The sequence below is a fragment of the Pseudoalteromonas sp. C12FD-1 genome (assembly GCF_037414265.1).
In the GTDB taxonomy this organism is placed as follows: Bacteria; Pseudomonadota; Gammaproteobacteria; order Enterobacterales; family Alteromonadaceae; genus Pseudoalteromonas.
This window is the reverse complement of sequence record NZ_JBBEVD010000034.1, coordinates 124,450-146,038: the sequence shown is the minus strand read 5'-3', so window position 1 is coordinate 146,038 and position 21,589 is coordinate 124,450. Positions and strand designations below refer to the sequence as shown.

Here is a 21,589-nt window from a genome sequence, read left to right as displayed (position 1 = left end):
TTAGTGGTGAGCCCATTCAACTGAATCTAAATCAATACCTTCTTGATGCATTTCCCATAAAGGAGACATCTCGCGTAGGCGACCGATAGAGTTTTTAATTAATTCAACGGTATAATCAATTTCTTCTTCGGTAGTAAAACGGCCAATGCTAAAACGAATCGAGCTATGTGCTAGTTCATCGTTACGGCCAAGTGCACGCAATACATATGAAGGCTCTAAGCTTGCTGATGTACATGCAGAGCCAGACGATACAGCTATGTCTTTTACTGCCATAAGCAGCGACTCACCCTCAACAAAGTTAAAGCTGATATTTACAATACCTGGTACTGATTGGTCTTGTGCGCCGTTAAAGTATACTTCGTCCATATCAGCCATAATGCCGTCAATTAGGCGTTTACGTAATGCGCTGATGTGTGCGTGATCTTTTTCAAAATCTTGCTTAGCAATTCTAAATGCTGCACCCATACCTACTAGTTGATGCGTTGCAAGTGTACCTGAACGCATACCACGTTCATGGCCACCACCGTGCATTTGCGCTTCTAGGCGAGCACGTGGTTTACGACGCACGTAAAGTGCACCAACGCCTTTAGGGCCGTATACTTTGTGGCCAGAGAACGACATAAAATCAACTTTAAGCTGTTGTACGTCAATTAATACTTTACCTGCACTTTGTGCTGCATCTACGTGGAACATAATTTTACGTTCACGACACATTTCACCAATTGTGTTGATATCTTGAATTACACCTAGCTCGTTATTAACGTGCATAATGCTTACAAGCACAGTGTCTTCACGCATAGTTTCTTCAAGCTTTTTAAGATCTAGTAGGCCGTTTTCTTCAACGTCCATATAGGTTACTTCAAAACCTTGGCGCTCTAATTCACGACATGTATCGATTACTGCTTTATGCTCAGTTTTAGCGGTAATAACGTGCTTACCTTTCTTTTTGTAAAACTGTGCTGCACCTTTAATTGCAAGGTTATTTGATTCTGTTGCACCCGATGTGAAAACAATTTCACGCGGGTCAGCATTGATTAAATCGGCAATGTCTGTACGCGCTTGGTCAACTACTTCTTCAGCTTGCCAACCAAAACGGTGCGAACGTGACGCAGGATTACCAAAATTACCGTCCATTGTCAGGCATTGCATCATTTCTTTTGCAACACGCTCATCAACAGGCGTGGTCGCTGCGTAATCTAAATAAATCGGTAACTTCATTTCTCTCTCCGCTGTAGGTCAACTTTATAGTTGACAGCTTACTTGAATGTTTTCCAACTGCTTAATTGCATTATTGATGCTGTTATCTTGGCGAGATGCGATTTCTTTCACATCTGATTTTTCCACCAATTCAGCTAAGGTAATATTATTTAAAAACTCTTCGATGCGTGCGCTTAAATCAGACCATAAATTGTGAGTTAAACAACGCATACCACTTTGACACCCGGTATCGGCTCCTTGGCAACGTGTTGCATCTACCGATTCGTCTACGGCGCTAATTACATCGCCAACAGAGATAACTGCGGCTTCTCGACCTAGTAAATAACCACCACCAGGACCACGAACCGAGCTTACTAAGCCATTTTTACGTAAACGGGCAAACAATTGCTCAAGGTAAGACAAAGAAATTTCTTGTCTTTGTGAAATATCAGCAAGGGCTACAGGACCTACACTCGCATGTAGTGCAACATCCAGCATAGCTGTTACGGCATATCTGCCTTTTGATGTTAACTTCATAACGCCCCCCGCACAAAAGAGTGCAAATTTTAATTACCAGAGTAAAATAGTCAAGTATTATCACTTGATAAAAATTTGATTAAAGAACGCTGTTCTATTAACAAATTTTTAATACTTGACCTTTTTGGTCAAGTATTAGGTGTATTGTAATTACCTGAGTGTTTTAGTCAAGTATTAGCTCGTTATTTACCCGCAGGTTTTTATAACCAATCGCTATACCTTACTTAGGAATAGATTTATTAATTGAGGTAAGAATACCGCGCAGTATGTTTAGCTCTGCCTCTTCTGGGCGCGCTCGGTTAAACAAACGACGTAACTTAGTCATCACTAAACCTGGATGCTGCTTAATAATAAAACCAGTGTTATCAAGCGTCTGCTCTAAATGCTCGTAAAATAACTCTGTTTGTTTTGAGCTTGGGTAAGCAGTTTCATCGTCTGCTTGCTCTGCCTTTGGTTGTTGATTTAAAAACGCCATACGCGTTTCGTAGCTTAACGTTTGCACGGCCATCGCTAAATTAAGCGAGCTATATTCAGGATTTGCAGGAATGCAAACATGGTAGTTACACAGTTGTAGCTCTTCGTTAGTCAATCCGCTATTTTCACGACCAAATACGAGTGCTACTGGGCCATTTACAGCCTCAGCAACAAGCTTTTCACCACATTCACGTGGCTCAACCATAGGCCAAGAAAGGGTGCGCGAGCGCGCACTAGTACCAATTGTTAATGCACAATCGGCAATGGCATCTGCCACAGTGTCAACAATAACCGCATTCCCTAACACGTCAGTTGCACCAGCTGCTAAGGCACTTGCATGGCTGTCTACTTCACAAGCTGGGTCCACTAAATACAGTTTTGATAAACCCATGGTTTTCATGGCGCGAGCCGCCGAACCAATGTTGCCAGAGTGTGAGGTATTTACTAAAACGATGCGAATATCATCTAAGATCATTGCTATGCTACTTAACTATGCCAAAAAATTGCGCGAATTCTAACATAAAAGCGCGCTAAGATCCTAGATCCTTAAAGCCGATCAGCTAACGTAATAGCAGCCTTTAAACCATGGCCGCTTTTACATAAACGTCAAAACGGTTCTTTTTGGTTTTAATTTGCATGCTTGGCGTTTGATTGTTTAAAAATGGTGCGTAATCGGGGCGCTTAACGACAACGCGCTTACTGGCAAGTGGATAGGCAAACTCAAGCAAGTCATCGGCGTCGTTGTCTGCGCCAACAAGCTCTTGAAATACTCGCATTTCTTTTTTTACTAACGCTGACTTTTCACGGTGTGGGAACATAGGATCTAAATACACGACATCGGGCATGCTCTCGCACTGCTCTAACAATGTGTGGCTTGAGCCAAATATAAGGCTCATATTTTGCTGCATCCAAGAGCCAATCTCTGCATCCTCATACGCGCGTTTTAAGCCATCAAACAATAAAGCAGCTACCACAGGATGGCGCTCGTGCAATATGACCTTACAGCCAAGTGACGCTAATACAAAGCCGTCTCGGCCAAGGCCTGCCGTTGCGTCTAATACTATTGGTGTTGCACCTTTGTTTAACCCTACCGCTTTTGCGATTGACTGGCCTTTGCCGCCACCAAATTTACGCCTATGAGCAACAGCACCTGTAACAAAGTCAACGTTTATTGCGCCAAGTTTAGGTTCATCGCTTTTTAAAAGGCTCAGCCCTTTATCGTCGTAATGCAGAGTAAAACCGCTGCAACTTTGCGCCCATTGGGCTAAGTTAAAACGCGTTTCTAGCTCATTTAAATATGGGCGACACTCTTTAAAAGCACACTGAATAACCACTACACACTCCGACGAAAAATTTCAGCTGCAGTATAACAAGCGTTAAAGCACTAAAATAGCTCTATATCGCTTTGGTGTGCAAGACTATGTGAGCTGGCCTCTTCTACTTTTGAGCGTAAACTGCACAATAATTCGTTGCGGCTTTCGGTAACTTGTTTAAGTTGATACTTTATAAACGCTAAATCACTATTTGCGGTCACTAATAGCTGCATAGTTTCGTCTAGTTGAGACATGTATAAGGTTAAATCAGCAGGGTTTGCCTGTGCTTGTGTTTGTTTAATTGCGCAGTTTAGTTCATGCAACTGCTCTATAAACTGCCGTGTGTAGTCGTTTTGTACAACATTTTGGCTGGTAAGCTGCTTTACTATATCTTGCAAAGCAGTACTAATTTGGGTGGCTTGCTCAAAGCTATTTTCGTTTCTTTCCATAGCAACGACCTTTTCGTTTGTCACCTCAAGAATATGCGGGAATAAATCTTTATAACGGCCGTATAAAGCGCGATTATCTGCAGGCATATTTTTAATTAATAAAGATATTTTGGGGTAGTTAATAATGGTGCTGCTACTAATATCAACAAATCGATTGGCATTACGGTGTTGTTCTAAAAGCTCTTGCTCGAGCGGGCATACACCGCTTTCTAAACTATAAAAAAAGCTTCCCCCTTGATACCAAAATACGATAACAACATCTAAATTAAACGGGCTAAAAAAAGCAAGTAAGTGCTCGCTTAATGACTGAAAGTTATGAGAGTGATAGCTTTGCCCCACAAACCTAACAATACGCCCCATATCACCAGACTCCGCCATGGCCATTGCGGCGGTATTTTGCGCTTTAGCTACGTCAAACTTTAGCTTTTCACATTGTTGGCGATACTCGTAAAGCACTTTAATGCGTGCCATTAGCTCTTCGGTGTTGAAGGGTTTTATAATGTAGTCAGATGCCCCTACGCTGTAGCCTTTTACTCTATCGCTAAGTTCCACCTTAGAAGACAAAAACATAACGGGTATATCGTGTGTCGACTCATCTTCTTTTAACGCTTGGCATACTTGGTAGCCAGATTTACCAGGCATTTCTATATCAAGTAAAATAATATCTGGGTTGTACTTTTTGGTCAGCCTAAGTCCTTCTTCACCATCTTTAGCGTGAATAATTTTACAAAAGCCCGCTAAAGCCTCTTCAATAATTCGATGCACATACTTATCGTCATCGATTGCCAGTACCAACTTTGCCATGCCTTAGTCCATTTTGCTGCGTATACACAAAGCATAGTACGGGAGGTTAAAATTACTAAAAACAATTGGCCAATATATTAAAAAACATAAAAAAAGCGCCATATAGGCGCTTTATAAGGTTAAGTAGTTGTTTATGCAGCTATACCACTGTGACGCAGTAAAGCATCTACGTTTGGCTCGCGCCCGCGAAACTTTTTAAATAACGCCATAGGTTCTTCACTGCCGCCTTTTTCTAAAATATTTTCTAAGAAGGCTTTACCTGTTTCGGCGTTAAAAATACCCTCTTCTTCAAATTTAGAAAACGCATCTGCAGAGAGTACCTCTGCCCACTTGTACGAGTAGTAACCTGCGCTGTAACCGCCTGCAAAAATATGACTAAAGCCATGTTGAAAACGGTTAAACTCAGGCGGATTAACCACCGATGTGCGGCTACGCACGTCGTTTAAAATCGCTTGAATTTGACACGCTTGATTTGCCTGGTAGTCGTGGTGGATTCTAAAATCGAACAACGAAAACTCAATCTGACGCAGCATTTGCATGCCAGAATTATAGTTTTTAGCAGCTAGTAGCTTATCAAGTAGCTCTTTTGGTAATGGCTCACCACTTTCAAAGTGGCCTGAAATAAAGCTCAGCGCTTCTTCGTCGTAACACCAGTTTTCTAAAAATTGGCTTGGTAGCTCTACGGCATCCCATGCAACGCCGTTAATACCAGCAACAGGTGCAGCATCTACTTGGGTAAGCATGTGATGTATACCATGGCCAAATTCGTGGAAAAGCGTAGTTACTTCGTCATGTGTAAATAGCGCCGGTTTGTCGCCTACCGCTTTGTTAAAGTTACACACTAAGTACGCCACGGGTGTTTGTAATTCGCCGCTGGCACGCACTTTACGTCCCATACAGTCATCCATCCAGGCTCCGCCACGTTTGCGCTCGCGTGCATATAAATCAAGATAAAAACGACCGCGCAACGTGTTGCTGCTATCAAAAATTTCAAAAAAGCGAACGTCGCTGTGGTAGCTATCAAAGTCGCTTACTTCTTTTACTTTAATACCAAAAAGGCGGTTAACGGTTTCAAATAAACCACTAAGCACTTTATCTGCAGGGAAGTAAGGGCGCAGTACTTCATCTGAAATTGCGTATTTTTCTTGCTTGAGTTTTTCGCTGTAGTAACCAAAATCCCATGCTTGAAGCTCAGATATACCATGTTTTTGCTCTGCATAGGCTTTTAGCTCTGCCACTTCTTGCTCTGCTTGTGGCTTAGACTTAGCGGCTAAGTCTTCTAAAAAGGAGAAAACTTGCGCTGGCGATTCGGCCATTTTAGTTGCTAATGATTTTTCAGCGTAGTTATTAAATCCTAACAACTGCGATAGCTCATGGCGAAGCGCAAGCTCTTCTTCCATTATGGCTGAGTTATCAAATTCCCCCGCATTAGGGCCTTGATCTGAAGCGCGGGTACAAAATGCCGTGTAGGTTTCTTTGCGCAGTTCGCGGTCATCTGCATAGGTCATTACCGGTAAGTAAGACGGAAAATCAAGCGTGAATACCCAGCCATCTAAATCTTTGCTTTTAGCTGTTTCGCTGGCAAGCGCTAACGTCGACTCTGGCAAGCCTGCTAATTGACTTTCATCGGTAATGTGCTTATGCCATGCAAGCGTTGCATCCATTACGTTGTTGCCAAATTTAGAGGCAAGTTCAGATAAACGCGTACTAATTTCGCCGTAGCGCTTTTGATCGTCTGCTGATAATGCAATGCCTGAAAGTTTAAAATCACGTAGGGCGTTGGTTATGGTTTTTTGCTGCGCAGTGCTCAATGTTTTAAATTCGTCGCTGTTATAGAGCGTGTTATACGCCTCGTACAAGCCTTGATGCTGCCCTACAAATGTTGAGTACTCAGATATTAGCGGTAAACATTGCTCGTAGGCTTCACGCAGCGCGTCGTTATTCATGACTGAATTGAGGTGCGACACCGGTGAAAACATACGCGAGAGTTTGTCGTCGGCTTCTTCAAGGGGTAATACTAAATCGTTCCATGTAAACGAGCCTTTCGCTAGCACGTCATCTATGGCTTTACGACATTGCTCTATACCGTGCTTTAGTGCCGGTACTACGTACTCAGGCTTTATTTTTGAAAACGGGGGTAAGCCTTCTAGGCCAATTAGTGGGTTGCTCATAAATACTCTCTTTGCGTTAATGCATTACGTTTTAGATTGGGTCTATAAGGTAAAAAAACAACTCAACTGCTTTTAAGTTGTGAAATTTTAATATGGTTGCTCCAAAGCAAAACACAAATAACCCATTAATGAATCAGCCACTTTATAACGCTCGAGCACGGTATCAACTAAATTATTGCTACATACTTGTTTTTGAGTGAGCGGGCTAATGGCTATAAAGTCTTTTCGCTTGAGCTCATCTATCAAGGGGTGCTCTTTATCAAAACCTCTTGGTGGGCGTTTTAGCGACTCTCCTGACATTTCAAAGATAGATTTAAATTGATCTTTATAAATTGCTTTTTTATAGCTGTTTGGGTTTTCATCTATGCAGGTTCTGATTGCGTTAAGCGCCTTTGATTCTGGTCGCCAAATACCAGCCCCTATAAAACATTCGTCATTTGCTAAATGAAAGTAAAAACCAGGAGCGTGCACATCTTTTCCCATAAAATGACGAAATTGAATCCCTACATTAATTTTATATGGGGTTTTATCTTTACTAAAACGCACATCTTTATGGATTCTCATTAAGCTGCCGCCCACTTTTTTATCTGATGCGACAAAATGGCTAGAAACCTCAGCAAGCGGTGTTTGCATTTGCCTAATAAAATCTAATGCGGGCTCTCTTACGTATTCTTCATATTGTGATTTATGGTCATTAAACCAGTCTCTATTATTATTTTGATCAAGCTGAGTTAGAAATTCGAATGTTTTTTTACTAAACATAGGTCACCTAAACACTCTTTATTTTTAAAACTTAATGTTATGCTAATGCGCATAAAACTCAACGCCTAAGGACATAAAATGACACAACACTTTGATTATATTGCAATCGGTGGCGGTAGTGGCGGTATTGCCTCTGCTAACCGTGCGGCAATGCGTGGCGCTAAAGTAGCACTTATCGAAGCAAAACACATGGGTGGTACCTGTGTAAATGTAGGTTGTGTGCCTAAAAAAGTAATGTGGCATGGCGCACAAGTTGCTGAAGCAATTAATTTATATGCACCTGATTACGGCTTTAACGTAGAAGTAAAAGACTTTAACTGGAGCAAACTCGTTGAAAGCCGCGAAGCCTACATTGGCCGTATTCATAAAGGATACGATAACGGTTTAGCTAACAATGGCGTAACCGTAATTAATGGTTTTGCTAAATTTGTTGATAGCAAAACCGTAGAAGTAAACGGTGAGCATTACACGGCTGATCATATTTTGATTGCAGTAGGTGGACGTCCACATACACCTAATATCCCAGGTGCAGAATACGGCATTGACTCAAATGGCTTTTTTGAATTAACAGAGCAGCCAAAGCGAGTGGCAGTAATTGGCGCAGGCTACATTGCTGTAGAGCTTGCTGGTGTACTGCATGGCTTAGGCACTGAAACTCACTTATTTGTGCGCAAACATGCCCCGCTTCGTAATTTTGATACGCTACTGGTTGAAACCCTAGTAGAGATCATGAAAAAAGAAGGCCCAACACTACATACTGAATGCTCACCTAAAGAAGTGGTTAAAGAAAGTGATGGCAGCTTAACCATACATTTTGAAAATGGTTACAGCCAAAATGTTGACCAAGTAATTTGGGCTATTGGCCGCGAGCCAAGCACCGATGTAATTAACATTGCAGCAGCAGGGGTTGAACTAAATAGCTCTGGTTATGTAAAAGTAGATGAATATCAAAACACCAATGTACCTGGTATTTATGCTGTAGGCGATATTATTGAGCACGGTATTGAGCTTACGCCTGTTGCTGTTAAAGCTGGCCGTACCCTATCAGAGCGCTTATTTAATAAAGATCTCCCTGATGATTTAAAAATGGACTACAGCCTTGTACCTACTGTGGTATTTAGCCACCCACCTATTGGTACTATTGGCGAAACCGAGCAAGAAGCTATTGCTCGCCACGGCGAAGAAAATGTAAAAGTGTACAAGTCGGGCTTTGCCGCTATGTACACAGCCGTTACGCAGCATCGCCAACCTTGTGCAATGAAGCTGGTATGCGTAGGCCCTGAAGAAAAAGTAGTTGGCTTACATGGTATTGGTTTTGCTGTTGATGAGATGATTCAAGGCTTTGCGGTCGCGATGAAAATGGGCGCAACAAAAGCTGATTTTGATGCGGTTGTTGCACTGCATCCAACAGGCTCTGAAGAGTTTGTTACCATGCGTTAAGCGTGCCCTGCTTATAACTTTAAAAGCCCTTACTCTGTATGAGTAAGGGCTTTTTTATGCTTTACGTATTTATACCTAAGCTGCACAACTAATTAACCAATACCGTTACAAGTAACACATCAAAAAAAACACAAATAAAACATCTAACCCATTAATTTAACAGTAAAATTTTAGACCGGCGAATTTTAAAAAAGTTTCTATAATGTTTTGGCTTTTAGCCATTTTTATAATTAAACTGCCGCACATTGTTCTCAAATTGGACTTTTATATGTTCTTACTGCGATCGTTTATTTACTTATTATGCTTAGCAGGCGTGGCTTTTTTAATTCAACTCGAAGGTTTTGATTTACAGCAAAACGCACTCTACAGTGAAGAGACACTTACCGAACACATGCAAGATATTTTAACGTTTTTAAGTTGTATACTGTTTTTCTACGCATCACGTATTTACTCTGAAACTAAAATAGCTGCACTTTTATTGGCTGCACTGTCGGCTGCTATGTTTGTACGAGAGTTTGATACATACCTAGATATGTATGTGTTTGATGGCGCATGGCAAACTATTGTGTACACTCTTTTAGCCTTGGTAATACTTTACCTAATCGTTCAAAAAGGGCATATATACAGTTCCTTAAAAGCCTATGCACAAACGCCAAGCTATGGTATTTGCCTGTCTGGTTTAGTCACTTTATTGGCGTTTTCGAGAATGATGGGCAAAGGTGAGTTTTGGCACTCAGTGATGGGAGAACACTACGTTCGGGTAGTTAAAAACATTATTGAGGAAGGCATAGAAACCCTAGGTTATACACTTATTTTTATCGCTGCTATTGAGCTTGTATTATTTTGCCAAAAACAGGCCAAACACGCGCAGGTCTCTTTTACAGAGCGAACAGCCTAGCTGTAAATAAATGATTTTATGCAGGTTAAATTTGCTAATTGGTTTGATTACTCAATATACTTAGTGTGCTTATCCCTTCTCGTAATTGGACGTTATGATTAAAGACATACTCATGCACCCTTTTTTAGTGTCGCTATTCGTGCTTGCCATTGCCTTCGTACTTAAGGTACTGGTTGATAAACTGGCAAGAAACCGCGCTGAAAAAAAAGAAAAAGATATTCGTTACATCACCCATAACATTAAGCACTTTATTAATTTTGTTATGGTGTTGTCGTTGCTATTTGTGTGGTCGACCGAAATACAAAATTTTGCGCTGTCTATTGCTGCGTTTGCGGTGGCTATAGTGCTTGCAACTCGCGAGTTTATACAGTGTGTTATCGGCTTTTTTTACCTTGTTACGACGCGCCCATTTAGAGTAGGTGACTGGATACAAGTAGGTGATTACTTTGGCGAAGTGGCCGAGACTGATTGGATAAAAACCACCTTGCATGAAATTGATATTCACACTTATCAATTTTCACGTAAAACTATATACATCCCCAACAACAAGCTTATTACTAGCTCTATAAAAAATTTAAATTTTGTAAAACGTTTTGCCACCCATCACTTTACAATTGTAAGAAGAGAAAGTTTTAACCCTTACCCTATTCACGCACCACTAACCGAAAAAGCGAAGCAATATTGTGAAGAGTTTGAAGAAGTAGCAAGCCGTTACAACTCAATGATAGAGCGTAAGTTAGATGCTAAAATTTCAGGCCCTGAGCCTGTAATACATTTTAGCACTACAGAGCTTGGAGAATTTAAAGCAAACTTTACGCTATTTTGCCCGACTCATAAGGCCCTTGAGATTGAGCATAAGTTAACTGAGAGCTTTATGGATTTGTGGTACGAAGAAGCGAAGAAAAACAAAGAAGATCAAAGCGAGGCGTAAGCCTCGCATTGGTTACTAGGCCGTGTAGTTTATTAAGCGGTACCACCTACTGTAAGTTGGTCTATTTTAAGGCTTGGCTGACCTACGCCTACCGGCACGCTTTGCCCATCTTTACCACAAACACCTACGCCTTTATCAAGCGCAAGGTCGTTACCTACCATAGAAATGTGCTGCATAACCTCTGGGCCGTTGCCAATTAACGTTGCGCCTTTAATTGGCTGGGTAATTTTACCGTTTTCAATTAAATACGCCTCTGATGCGCTAAATACAAACTTACCTGAAGTAATATCGACTTGGCCGCCGCCAAAGTTTGGTGCAAATATCCCTTTTTTAACTGAGCTGATAATATCGGCTTGGCTGTGCTCGCCACCTAACATATAGGTGTTAGTCATACGTGGCATAGGTAAATGCGCATACGACTCACGACGTGAATTACCGGTTGGGTTTACGCCCATTAAACGCGCATTGAGCTTATCTTGCATGTAGCCTTTTAATATACCGTTTTCGATAAGTACGTTATAAGCTGCAGGTGTGCCTTCATCGTCAACGTTCAGTGAGCCACGGCGATCAGCCATAGTGCCATCATCAACTACAGTACACAGCTCAGATGCTACTTTTTGCCCTACTTTACCACTAAATGCCGACGCTCCTTTACGGTTAAAGTCGCCCTCAAGGCCATGCCCTACCGCTTCGTGTAACAACACACCTGGCCAGCCATTACCAAGTACAACTTCCATTGTGCCAGCCGGCGCATCAATTGCCTCTAGGTTTACTTTAGCTTGGCGTACTGCTTCTTCGGCAAAGCCCATCCAGCGCGGCTTGCCTTCAACTAGCTCTTTGAAATAACCATAATCTAAACGTGCGCCGCCCCCTGCGCCACCGCGTTCACGGCGGCCATTTTTTTCAAGTAAAACGGAGCAGTTTAAACGAATAAGTGGGCGTATATCGGTAGCAAACGTGCCATCGCTGGCAGCAATTAATACTTCTTCGTATACCGCCGACATTGAACTAATCACTTGCTGCGCATCAGGTGCGAGTTCGCGAATGTAGTTTTCAAGCTCACGCAATAAACTCACTTTATCGCTGTCGCTCATGCTTGATATTGGCTGATGCGGGGCAAATTGCTCTTTTGCTTTCACATCGCTAAATACTTTAATGGTTTTATCTTCGCCTGCATCGGCAATGCTACGAGCGGCCGTTGCGGCTTTGTTTAACGCTTCAAGGTTAATGGCATCAGAGTAAGAAAAACCTGTTTTTTCACCACTCACTGCACGTACACCGACTCCGCGCTCAACATTGTAAGAGCCTTCTTTTACTAAGCCATCTTCAAGCACCCATGACTCATGATGGCTTGATTGAAAGTATAAATCGGCGTAATCCACTTTGTGCTGATGAATATACCCAAGCGTTTTTTCGAGTTCTTCTCGATTTAGCTGGCTGTCGTGTAATAAATGCTGTTCAACCGAATTCATAATAAATGCTCTCTAAATCGTTGATGAGATTGCACGGGCATATCTCTTCTAATTTTATTTAACTGGTTTAGCTCGGCGTAACCGCTTATAAACCCTACCCCACTTTCAAGCGTTGCTATTTGCTCGCCCCACGGTGAAATAATAATACTGTGGCCGTATGTTTGGCGGCCATTTTGATGCGTTCCATACTGAGCCGCTGCAATAACGTAACATTGCGTTTCTATTGCACGTGCTCTTAATAAGGGTTGCCAATGTGCTTGCCCGGTAGGGACTGTAAATGCACTGGGTACTAAAATTATTTCAGTCCCTTGGCGCGCAAGTGCGCTAAATAATCCACTAAAGCGCAAATCATAACATACTGTTAAGCCAATTTTACCAAACGGTGTAGCAACCACCACTACATCTTCGCCTGCTTGAGTAAAGTCTGATTCTCGATAGCTGGCGGTTTTATCCGCCACTTCAACATCAAATAAATGCATTTTATTATACGTGGCTACGCATTCACCTTGATTATTAAATAAGTGCGAGGCCGCAAAGTATTTATTATTTTTGTGTGGCTCGGGGATAGTGCCCGCATTTAACCAAATATTATGCTTTTTACACAAGGCACTTAATTGCTGCCTGTAGTGTGTAATACGTTTAGCAACCTTTAGCGTATCATGGCCACTTTTACTAAATACTAAAAACGCCTCGGGTAGACACACAAGCAGTGGCCTGGCTGCGGGTAATTTATTTAACGCATTGGCAAGGGTTGCCATGTTTTCGTCGGGGTTGGTCCCTGAGCACATTTGCAAAGCAATAATATTGGCATTTAGCGTACTCATTGTGTTGCAGTTACCGCGGCATCTTTAAGTGTGAGTGTACTAGCTGCTTGCGGCTGATTTTGCGCAGCTTGCGGTAAGGTCACTTCTTTACTTTTACGGTCAAGCTCTTGCACAACAGGGTCATTCATTTTTCCAGTTACTTTAAAGTTAATTTCAGAGATCACCCTTGCTGAGTGAATAACTTTATCAAGCGCGAGTGCAGCAAGCCCCGTAACAGGATTAACCATCCAAGCCACAATAACTGGAATACTAGATGTTACTTGTGGTGCCACAGCTAAATCGTAATCTATTTCAAGGGTGTTTAAATTAGCATAGCCGTTAATCGTTAAATCGGCTGGCACGCCATCCATTTTGGTATTTTTCGTGTAGGCTATGCCTTTATCTAGCTGCATAGAGCCTTTTAAGCTGTTATAAAAAAAACCTTTTGAAAATACATCTCTAAAATCGAGTTTTAATTTACGCACTAACGAGTCAAGGCTAAGTAACGAAAATACACGTGCCCCACCATCACTTATTTCAGCAATGTGGCCTTCACCTAAATCCCACTTAACTTCACCGCCTAAACTCGGTATATCAAAGTCATACGGGGCGCCTTGCCAAGCCAGGTTGTAGTTAATATCAGCTTTTGAATCTTTTATTGCGGTGGTGATATCAAATTCATCAAATAGCGCGCCTATATCGTCACTTTTAAGCTCACCATTAAATTGCGTAAAGCCACCTTGCCATTGCCCTTTGGTACGTAAAATATGATCGCCCTTATCAACTACAAGCTCAGAAATAGTGAGCTTGTCGCCCTCACCAACAAGCGAAGCGCTCACTTTATCAAGCTGATAGCTGGCCACTTTACAATCTGCACATTCAAACTCAATGGCAGGTACTGTGTTAAGCCACGCTAGGTTTTGCTCTGGCAGTACATCGGTGACCTCAAGTTCCTCTTGTGCTTTAGGTGCAAAGTTAAGTCTTAAGTAATCGCTATTTATACGTATCGGCTGGCTTGGCTGAGAGCTGGGAATAAACACCCCTGCACGCAGTTCTTTGGCATTAAGCTTTAAATATAAATCGTTTTGCTGGGGCGCTAAGCGCATTTCAAAATCGCTAAAAATAATGTCGCTGGCATTAACCTTGTCAATATGCGCAACCACTTCATTTAATGGCGGCATAATACCGGGCGATTGCTGCTCAGGTTTAGCTTTAGCGGCTTTAATAATTTGGTCGATTAATTCAAACCATGCTTCGAGTTGTGTTTGTTCAAGGTTGATATTAACGCTTAAATCTTTTTGGTTTAGCCCTAAATCTTGTTCGCCAAGTACAATATGCATATTGCTAAATTGCGGCTGGCCGTTTTCTAAAATCGCATTAAAATAAAGCTGCTGATTAGCATTAGCTGTAATAAGGTTTGAAATATCATCGCCTTGTACAATGCCCGTTAACGGCCAAACCTGTTCACTTGTTTTGCCATAAGGCGCAGGTAATGTGCTGGTTAAGCCACGTAGTTCTGAGCTAACCTGAGCGCGATAATTAAAGCCTTGCTCGGTAAAGTTAAGGGAAAGGCCTATATCAACTTCACTTTGCCCACTCAGGTAGCCTTTCAGCACGCCTTGCGCTTGGGTTGTTAGTGTATCTGCATTTAAAAGCGCTGTTATATCAATATTAGCTGTGTACTGCTGTGCATCGCTTTGACTACGGTAGTCAATACTAAGCGGCATTCCCAACCAAGTAGCACTGGCGTTTTGCATGATAATTGTATCGTTTTCAAAACTGAGCTCGCCGCTTAGTTTTTCAAGCGTAATACCTGGAGCCGCAATATAAACAGGTAAATCGTTTAGTTTTACTTTACCGCTTACACTGGCTCCACCTTTAAATTTAGAGCCAATTAAAAGTGTGACACTTGCATCTGCTTGGCCTTTACCCTGCACCACTTCAAAAATATTAGCCAAGGGGTTTGCAATCGGCGTGGCGGCAAAAAAGTCATGCAGTTTTTCCATTTGCGCGCGTTTGTCTATTTGTACAATGAGTTCATCAGCATGCATTAAATCGGCAATACTGACTTGCACGCTATCACCTACTTCTAAATTAACTAGCTGGCCTTGCTGACTATAAATATCCACTCGCTCGTTAGCAAAATGTAGCTGTACATTAGCGTTAGTTACAGCCGGCCAATTGGGGTCAAACTCGTATGTTGCATTATCTATTTGCGCGAGTACATCAAATTGGCCGCTGCCATCTGTGAAAGGAAAACCTGAAAGTGGGCCTGCAAATAATACTTGCGCTTTAGCCACTTCCCCACCCTGTATTGCGCCGTTTAAGTAGCTTACAAGTTGAGGGCTCATTGCCTTTAAAGGAAAGTAGTGCCCAGCTACTGTGGCATCCTCGGCATAAGCTTCTGCGTATAGATCTAAGCGAGGATCGTCGCTAAGGCTTACATTTAGTTCAGCCGCTAAGGTAACTTCGTTATTATCAAACCAAATATTATTACTGCTTACATTCCAGTAATTATCTGTTTTTGCTAAATCCAGATCGATATTAATTTGGTTGTAATCAATATTTTTACTGAAGCTGTCGCCGGTTATTAAAGTGCCGTTTTCACCAAATAGCTGCACTCGCCCGCGCTGCTGATTTATTAGCCCCGAGACCCGTAGCGCTTGCGCTGCAGGAATACCTGACACTTCTTGCCAGCCAATATTATTAGCAGAAAACCATAACTGCCATTGCTCATCTGGATTAAGTTCTAGGTAGGCTTGATCAATAAAACCACTTGGTTTGCGGTTTAAAAGTGGCTGTAATGCTTCAAAATTAGTTAATGACGCCAAGTTACCCAGTAAAGATAGATCAACCTGCTGCAGCCACACTTTATTATATTTGCCTAAGTTTGCTTCAAATTCTAGGCTGGGCCAGGTTGTGTCGTTATTACTAAATGTTAGGCCTGTGCTTTTTAGATGCCAAGTGTTTGCCTCAGGAAATAAATGAAATCCCCCTTCGCTTAAGCTTACTTGCTTAGCTTGCTGGTTGTGCTGCCAGTGCACAAAGCTAGGTAACCACTGCATTTTTACATCGCTGATAAAACCATTTTCGAGCTTAAGCCAAGACTTTAAATTTATATCTGTGTAAAGCTGTTGTTTTTCAGTATTAATATATTGCGCTAACCAATTAGACACATCTACGCTATTTGCTTGTACGTAAATATCACCCGCAATTTGCTCTATGGTTTTGCCACTAAGCGCGATACGTGCGTCAAAGCTACCCACACTAATACCTGGCAAAGCGAGGCTGCCGCTTCCTAAGTGTTGTTCATCTTGGTTTTGCCATACAATGTTTTCGAGTAATAGCTTACGCTCTTTACCATCTTCTAAAATAAAATTAATACTCGAATTTTCAATAGCAAAGTGGCCTGTATCTCCTAAAAACAGTTCTTCAATTAACTCTTTTTGTTCAAACGATACATCATCGTTATTGGTGTTATTAAATAAATTTTGAATATTTACACTGGTATGAAAACCATTAATAACAAAGTAATTAGACTTTAACTGAAAGGCTTTAATGCTCTCCCATAGGTTAAGTTCTAGGCTTGTTTTGGCAATAGTGAGCGATATGGGCGCAGTTTCGTTATCCTTAAAGGAGAGATCTTCTAATACTAAGGCAGGGCCGGCACCATGCCAACTGGCAGAGATTGCGCCAATAGAAAGACTAATGGCAAATTTATCGTGCAGGTAGGTTTCTATATCGCCTTTGTAGTCGTTTGCATAAGGTAAGGTGTACTTTAAAATAGAAACAATTACGGCCAGTAATACTAAAATTATGGCGCAGGTTTGCCATAACTTTCTAAAACAAAAAAAACAGACCGCTTTCGTTTTCATTACATCATTACCACATCAAACTGCTCTTGGCTATATAGGCTCTCTGTTTGGATATTGACCTGTTTACCAATGAATAGTTCAAGTTCGGCTAGGTTATGGTACTCATCGTTGAGTAAGGCTTCACTTACCGCAGGCGCTGCATAAACCATAAATTTATCAGCATCGTAAGCACGGTTAACACGCACTATTTCGCGCAGTATTTCGTAGCATACGGTTTCAACTGTTTTTTGTGAGCCACGCCCAGAGCAAGCAGGACACACATCACATAAAATATGCTCTAGGCTTTCGCGGGTGCGCTTTCGGGTCATTTCTACTAAGCCTAATGCGCTTAAGCCGTTTATGTTGGCTTTTGCACGGTCTTTAGATAACGCCGATTCTAATGAATGTAATACTCTGCGTTTATGATCTTCGCTGATCATATCGATAAAATCGATAATAATAATACCACCTAAGTTACGCAGACGTAGCTGCCTAGCAATGGCTGATGTGGCTTCCACATTGGTATTAAAAATGGTTTCTTCTAAATTACGATGCCCTACAAACGCGCCGGTATTCACATCAACTGTGGTCATCGCTTCGGTTTGATCTATGATCAAATAACCGCCTGACTTAAGTGTGACTTTACGATGTAGCGCTTTTTGAATTTCGGTTTCAACGTCAAATAAATCAAAAATAGGACGCTCGCCAGGATAGTACTCAAGTGCTTGCGAAAGCAAAGGTACAAACTCTTCAGTAAACAGTTTTAGTTCTTGATAGGTTAGCTTAGAGTCAACCCTAATACGCTCCATATCTTCACCTACGTAGTCACGCAGAGTTCTAAATGCAAGCGTTAAATCTTCATGTAATATACTGGCTTTATTGGTTTTTTTACGACGTGATACAATTTTTTGCCATAGCTTTCGTAAAAATTCAGCATCGTGTCTTAGCTCCGCTTCACTGGCACCTTCTGCCGCTGTACGGACAATAAAACTACCGTTTTCGTCGCCGTATTCTGCCACTATTTTTTTAAGCCGCGCACGCTCTTCTTCGGTTTCTATACGCTGACTAACACCTACATGAGTAGCATCTGGCATAAACACTAAATAGCGCGAAGGAATAGTGATATCGGTGGTAAGCCTGGCACCTTTAGTGCCCAGCGGATCTTTAACCACTTGCACCATAATGTATTGGCCTTGGCGTACTAGTTCACGTATATCTTGTACTTTTTTGATTGGCTCGTCGTCTACGCCCTCAACTATTGAGGCGCTATTGACTATGTCTGAGGCATGTAAAAAAGCGGCTTTTTCTAGGCCTATATCAACAAAAGCAGCTTGCATGCCTGGTAGCACACGGCTTATCTTTCCTAAGTAAATATTACCGACAATACCTAGGTTACCAATTCGCTCTAGTTGAATTTCTTGTAATACACCGTTTTCGATTAGGGCAACACGGCTTTCACTTGGCGTGACATTTATTAGTAATTCTGTACTCATGTTACCTTCTTAAGAATGCTTGTAATAATTGGTCGGTCTCGTATAAAGGTAAGCCTACAACAGCAAAATAGCTACCTGCAATGTGTGTAACAAAGCGACCACCTAAGCCTTGAATGCCATAACCGCCGGCTTTATCTTGTGGCTCACCAGATTCCCAATAGGCTGCTATTTCTTCATCGCTAAGGGTTTTAAAGGTCACATCGGTACTCACTACACAGCTTAGAACATCTGTTTGTGTAGCAAAAGCAACAGCAGTAAGCACTTGATGTGTATTACCCGATAAACGTTTAAGTGTTGTAATGAAATCGTTTTTATCGCGTGGCTTACCCAGCGCTTCGTTATCAATAACAACCACAGTGTCGCTACCAAGCACAGGGCGGTCTGTGTAACCAAGCGCTACACCTGTTTGCGCTTTTAAGCGGGCTAAGCGCTCAACCAACGCATGAGGCTGCTCGTTTGCAAGTGGGGTTTCGTCTGCATCTACACTAAATTGTTCAAACTCAATGCCTAGCTGACTCAACAACTCTTTACGTCGCGGAGAAGCTGATGCCAAATATACTGCGGTTGTCATTACCTGATCCTAAAATGTCTACGGTATTTACGAAGAAGTAAAAATACCCAAAACCAGCTAACCATACCGGTCGCCACTGGCCACAGGTATTGTGGATTAAAATAAACACCTAATAGAAAGTGATTTAACCAAAATTGCATTAAATGATACAAGGTTAAAAATAAGCCTACTAATAAGCTTTGCTGCCAAAGCGAAAAGTTTCGTATTTTTTGAAAGTTACTTGCAGTTACAAATATACAAATAGAATACGTGAGTGAGTTTACTCCTAGTGGCGAGCCTAAGGCTAAGTCCATGAGTAGGCCAACAACCCACGCAGTACCAATATTTAATCTATGTGGCACTGCCAAAGACCAGTACATTAATACCAGTAACACCCAATCAGGTCTGAAGGGCTCAAAGGAAAACGGCAGTGGCATTAATGCCATAATTAAAGCAAAAAAGATGCTTAGGGCAATTAACAATGAATAACGATTAATCATCGCTGATTTGCTCCTGTTGATTGCGCCATAAAATAACCAACAAACGAATACGGTCTAGCTGTGCAATAGGCTCTGCAAATACTTGGGCAAATGGGCGTCCTTCATCGCGGTTTATTTCGGTGACAACGGCCACCGGATAACCTTCAGGAAACGTACCGCCAAGCCCCGAGGTCACAAGTACATCACCAATGCGAACATCAAGGCTATGAGGTACATGCGAAAGCTTAACAACATTAATTTTACCTATGCCTTCAACGACGGTGCGCACGTCGTTTCGTAGTATACGTACCGGCGTGGCATGGGTTGTGTCGGTCATAAGTAATACGCGCGATGTGGTAGAGCCCACTTTTGTTAACTGTCCAACAACCCCCATTTCATCAATTACGGCTTGGCCTTCGCTTAGGCCATCGGTGGTACCACGGTTAATAACCACTTGATGACTATAAGGGTTTGAATGTACAGAAAGCACCTGAGCTATTTTTTTACGATTAGATTGCTTAGCCGATGAGCCAAGTAACGCGCGTAGCTTTTGGTTTTCGCGGGCTAAAAATTGATATTGCTGCAATTGCTCGCTTTGTAGCATTTGCTTTTTTTTCAGTGCTTCGTTTTCGCTCAGCAGCTGATCGCGAGTGTGTAGGCTTTTAGCACCTAAGCTAAAAATTTCGTAAGGTAGATTGGCAACGTAAATTAATGGGCTGACAAGTGTGTTAAGGCTTGTACGCACAACCGTGCCGCCTTGTGTAAACTTATCGCCCGCAATGAGCACTATGCTCAAAAGCACTGCGACAAAAAGTCGCAGTTGCAAAGAGATGGTTTGTCCAAACAGTAATTTCATTAATCGTAACTAAAAACGTCACCACCATGAACATCAATCATTTCAAGTGCTTTACCGCCGCCACGTGCTACACACGTAAGTGGATCGTCGGCAACAACCACAGGAATGCCTGTTTCTTCCATTAATAAACGATCTAAATCTTTTAATAGTGCACCACCGCCAGTTAATACCATACCGTGAGCTGAAATGTCTGATGCAAGCTCAGGTGGTGACTGCTCAAGCGCAACCATTACAGCACTTACAATGCCCATTAGCGGCTCTTGGAGTGCTTCTAAGATTTCGTGCGAGTTTAGAGTAAATGAGCGAGGAACACCTTCAGCTAAATTTCGACCGCGTACTTCAATCTCAATTGGCTCATCTGTTTTAAATGCAGAGCCAATTTGATGCTTAATATTTTCGGCCGTTGCTTCACCTATTAAGCTACCAAAGTTACGGCGCACATAATTAATAATGGCTTCATCAAATTTATCGCCACCAATGCGCACAGATGATGAGTAAACAACACCGTTTAGTGAAATAATAGCCACTTCAGTAGTACCACCACCAATATCAACAACCATAGAACCGGTTGCTTCTGATACTGGTAGCCCAGCACCAATTGCCGCGGCCATTGGCTCTTCAATTAGGTACACTTCACGCGCGCCGGCACCCATTGCTGATTCGCGGATTGCACGCTTTTCCACTTGGGTTGCACCACACGGTACACAAATAAGTACACGCGGGCTTGGGCGCATAAAGTTATTGTTGTGCACTTGTTTTATAAAGTGCTGTAACATTTTTTCGGTTACATAAAAGTCGGCTATTACGCCGTCTTTCATTGGGCGAATCGCTTTAATATTACCTGGTGTACGCCCTAGCATTTGTTTTGCTTCTGTACCCACAGAAGCAACACTTTTAGGTCCACCAGCGCGTTCTTGACGAATAGCTACAACTGAAGGTTCGTTAAGTACAATCCCTTCTTCTTTTACATAGATAAGGGTATTGGCTGTACCCAAGTCGATCGATAGATCGTTTGAAAAAATACCACGGAGTTTTTTAAACATGAGGCTGGATGACCTTTGAAATACGTTCTTATGTTAGCTGCACTCACTTTAACATGCCTAATT

General features: G+C 42.0%; 18 protein-coding genes. 3 read left to right on the top strand and 15 right to left on the bottom strand.

The genetic code is table 11. The features are described 5' to 3' along the window. The 7 genes from WDB87_RS01885 to WDB87_RS01855 all read right to left on the bottom strand — a co-directional run bounded on the left by WDB87_RS01885 (position 1) and on the right by WDB87_RS01855 (position 7,707). On the bottom strand, positions 1-1,218 hold the full coding sequence (locus WDB87_RS01885) for an IscS subfamily cysteine desulfurase (RefSeq protein ID WP_286246023.1): 1,218 nt from the start codon (positions 1,216-1,218) through the stop codon (positions 1-3). A gap of 24 nt (positions 1,219-1,242) precedes the next feature. Next, on the bottom strand, positions 1,243-1,734 hold the full coding sequence (iscR, locus tag WDB87_RS01880) for a Fe-S cluster assembly transcriptional regulator IscR (RefSeq protein ID WP_004585770.1): 492 nt from the start codon (positions 1,732-1,734) through the stop codon (positions 1,243-1,245). Between the two features lie 220 nt (positions 1,735-1,954). Further along, entirely contained in the window at positions 1,955-2,683 is a 729-nt protein-coding gene (trmJ, locus tag WDB87_RS01875; protein ID WP_138541307.1) for a tRNA (cytosine(32)/uridine(32)-2'-O)-methyltransferase TrmJ, read from the bottom strand. Between the two features lie 103 nt (positions 2,684-2,786). Then, positions 2,787-3,542 (bottom strand): class I SAM-dependent methyltransferase, encoded by a 756-nt coding sequence (locus tag WDB87_RS01870; RefSeq protein WP_286245995.1) that lies wholly within the window; start codon positions 3,540-3,542, stop codon positions 2,787-2,789. A 50-nt stretch (positions 3,543-3,592) separates the two neighbouring features. Beyond that, positions 3,593-4,774, bottom strand: coding sequence for a response regulator (locus WDB87_RS01865; RefSeq protein WP_337848845.1), 1,182 nt, complete (start codon positions 4,772-4,774; stop codon positions 3,593-3,595). A 131-nt stretch (positions 4,775-4,905) separates the two neighbouring features. Beyond that, positions 4,906-6,945 carry an oligopeptidase A gene (gene prlC, locus WDB87_RS01860; RefSeq protein WP_337848844.1) on the bottom strand — a complete coding sequence of 680 codons (2,040 nt, stop codon included), beginning with the start codon at positions 6,943-6,945 and terminating at the stop codon, positions 4,906-4,908. 87 nt (positions 6,946-7,032) lie between these two features. Continuing rightward, complete coding sequence (locus WDB87_RS01855; protein WP_286245992.1) at positions 7,033-7,707, bottom strand: DUF2461 domain-containing protein; 675 nt, start codon at positions 7,705-7,707, stop codon at positions 7,033-7,035. 78 nt (positions 7,708-7,785) lie between these two features. Between WDB87_RS01855 and gorA the strand changes: the two genes are divergently transcribed. From gorA to WDB87_RS01840, 3 genes are all read left to right on the top strand, one after another. Further along, positions 7,786-9,147 carry a glutathione-disulfide reductase gene (gene gorA, locus WDB87_RS01850; RefSeq protein WP_286245991.1) on the top strand — a complete coding sequence of 454 codons (1,362 nt, stop codon included), beginning with the start codon at positions 7,786-7,788 and terminating at the stop codon, positions 9,145-9,147. Between the two features lie 268 nt (positions 9,148-9,415). Continuing rightward, positions 9,416-10,045: a hypothetical protein gene (locus WDB87_RS01845; protein WP_337848843.1), complete on the top strand. Its 630-nt coding sequence runs from the start codon at positions 9,416-9,418 to the stop codon at positions 10,043-10,045. A gap of 94 nt (positions 10,046-10,139) precedes the next feature. Next, positions 10,140-10,976: a mechanosensitive ion channel family protein gene (locus tag WDB87_RS01840; RefSeq protein WP_286245989.1), complete on the top strand. Its 837-nt coding sequence runs from the start codon at positions 10,140-10,142 to the stop codon at positions 10,974-10,976. Positions 10,977-11,008: 32 nt separating this feature from the next. Here the strand turns inward: WDB87_RS01840 and tldD are convergent, their stop codons facing one another. Genes tldD through WDB87_RS01800 form a run of 8 tightly spaced genes read right to left on the bottom strand, consistent with a single transcriptional unit; the run spans position 11,009 to position 21,526 of the window. Further along, positions 11,009-12,448 (bottom strand): metalloprotease TldD, encoded by a 1,440-nt coding sequence (gene tldD / locus WDB87_RS01835; RefSeq protein ID WP_337848842.1) that lies wholly within the window; start codon positions 12,446-12,448, stop codon positions 11,009-11,011. Next, a complete protein-coding gene (locus tag WDB87_RS01830) occupies positions 12,445-13,272 on the bottom strand; it encodes a carbon-nitrogen hydrolase family protein (protein ID WP_337848841.1) in 828 nt (275 codons plus the stop codon). Before WDB87_RS01830 ends, tldD begins: the two co-directional genes overlap by 4 nt. Continuing rightward, positions 13,269-17,126: a YhdP family protein gene (locus tag WDB87_RS01825; protein WP_337848840.1), complete on the bottom strand. Its 3,858-nt coding sequence runs from the start codon at positions 17,124-17,126 to the stop codon at positions 13,269-13,271. The genes WDB87_RS01830 and WDB87_RS01825 overlap by 4 nt, the downstream gene beginning before the upstream one ends. Continuing rightward, the gene (rng, locus tag WDB87_RS01820; RefSeq protein WP_286245985.1) at positions 17,126-18,598 is read right to left on the bottom strand and encodes a ribonuclease G; all 1,473 of its coding nucleotides are present in this window, start codon (positions 18,596-18,598) and stop codon (positions 17,126-17,128) included. The genes WDB87_RS01825 and rng overlap by 1 nt, the downstream gene beginning before the upstream one ends. A gap of 1 nt (position 18,599) precedes the next feature. Continuing rightward, a complete protein-coding gene (locus WDB87_RS01815) occupies positions 18,600-19,169 on the bottom strand; it encodes a Maf family protein (RefSeq protein WP_337848839.1) in 570 nt (189 codons plus the stop codon). Next, positions 19,169-19,648: a rod shape-determining protein MreD gene (gene mreD / locus WDB87_RS01810; RefSeq protein ID WP_004585757.1), complete on the bottom strand. Its 480-nt coding sequence runs from the start codon at positions 19,646-19,648 to the stop codon at positions 19,169-19,171. The genes WDB87_RS01815 and mreD overlap by 1 nt, the downstream gene beginning before the upstream one ends. Next, a complete protein-coding gene (gene mreC, locus WDB87_RS01805) occupies positions 19,641-20,483 on the bottom strand; it encodes a rod shape-determining protein MreC (RefSeq protein WP_024032490.1) in 843 nt (280 codons plus the stop codon). Before mreC ends, mreD begins: the two co-directional genes overlap by 8 nt. Then, the gene (locus WDB87_RS01800; RefSeq protein WP_002958401.1) at positions 20,483-21,526 is read right to left on the bottom strand and encodes a rod shape-determining protein; all 1,044 of its coding nucleotides are present in this window, start codon (positions 21,524-21,526) and stop codon (positions 20,483-20,485) included. The genes mreC and WDB87_RS01800 overlap by 1 nt, the downstream gene beginning before the upstream one ends. Positions 21,527-21,589: the final 63 nt, after the last annotated feature.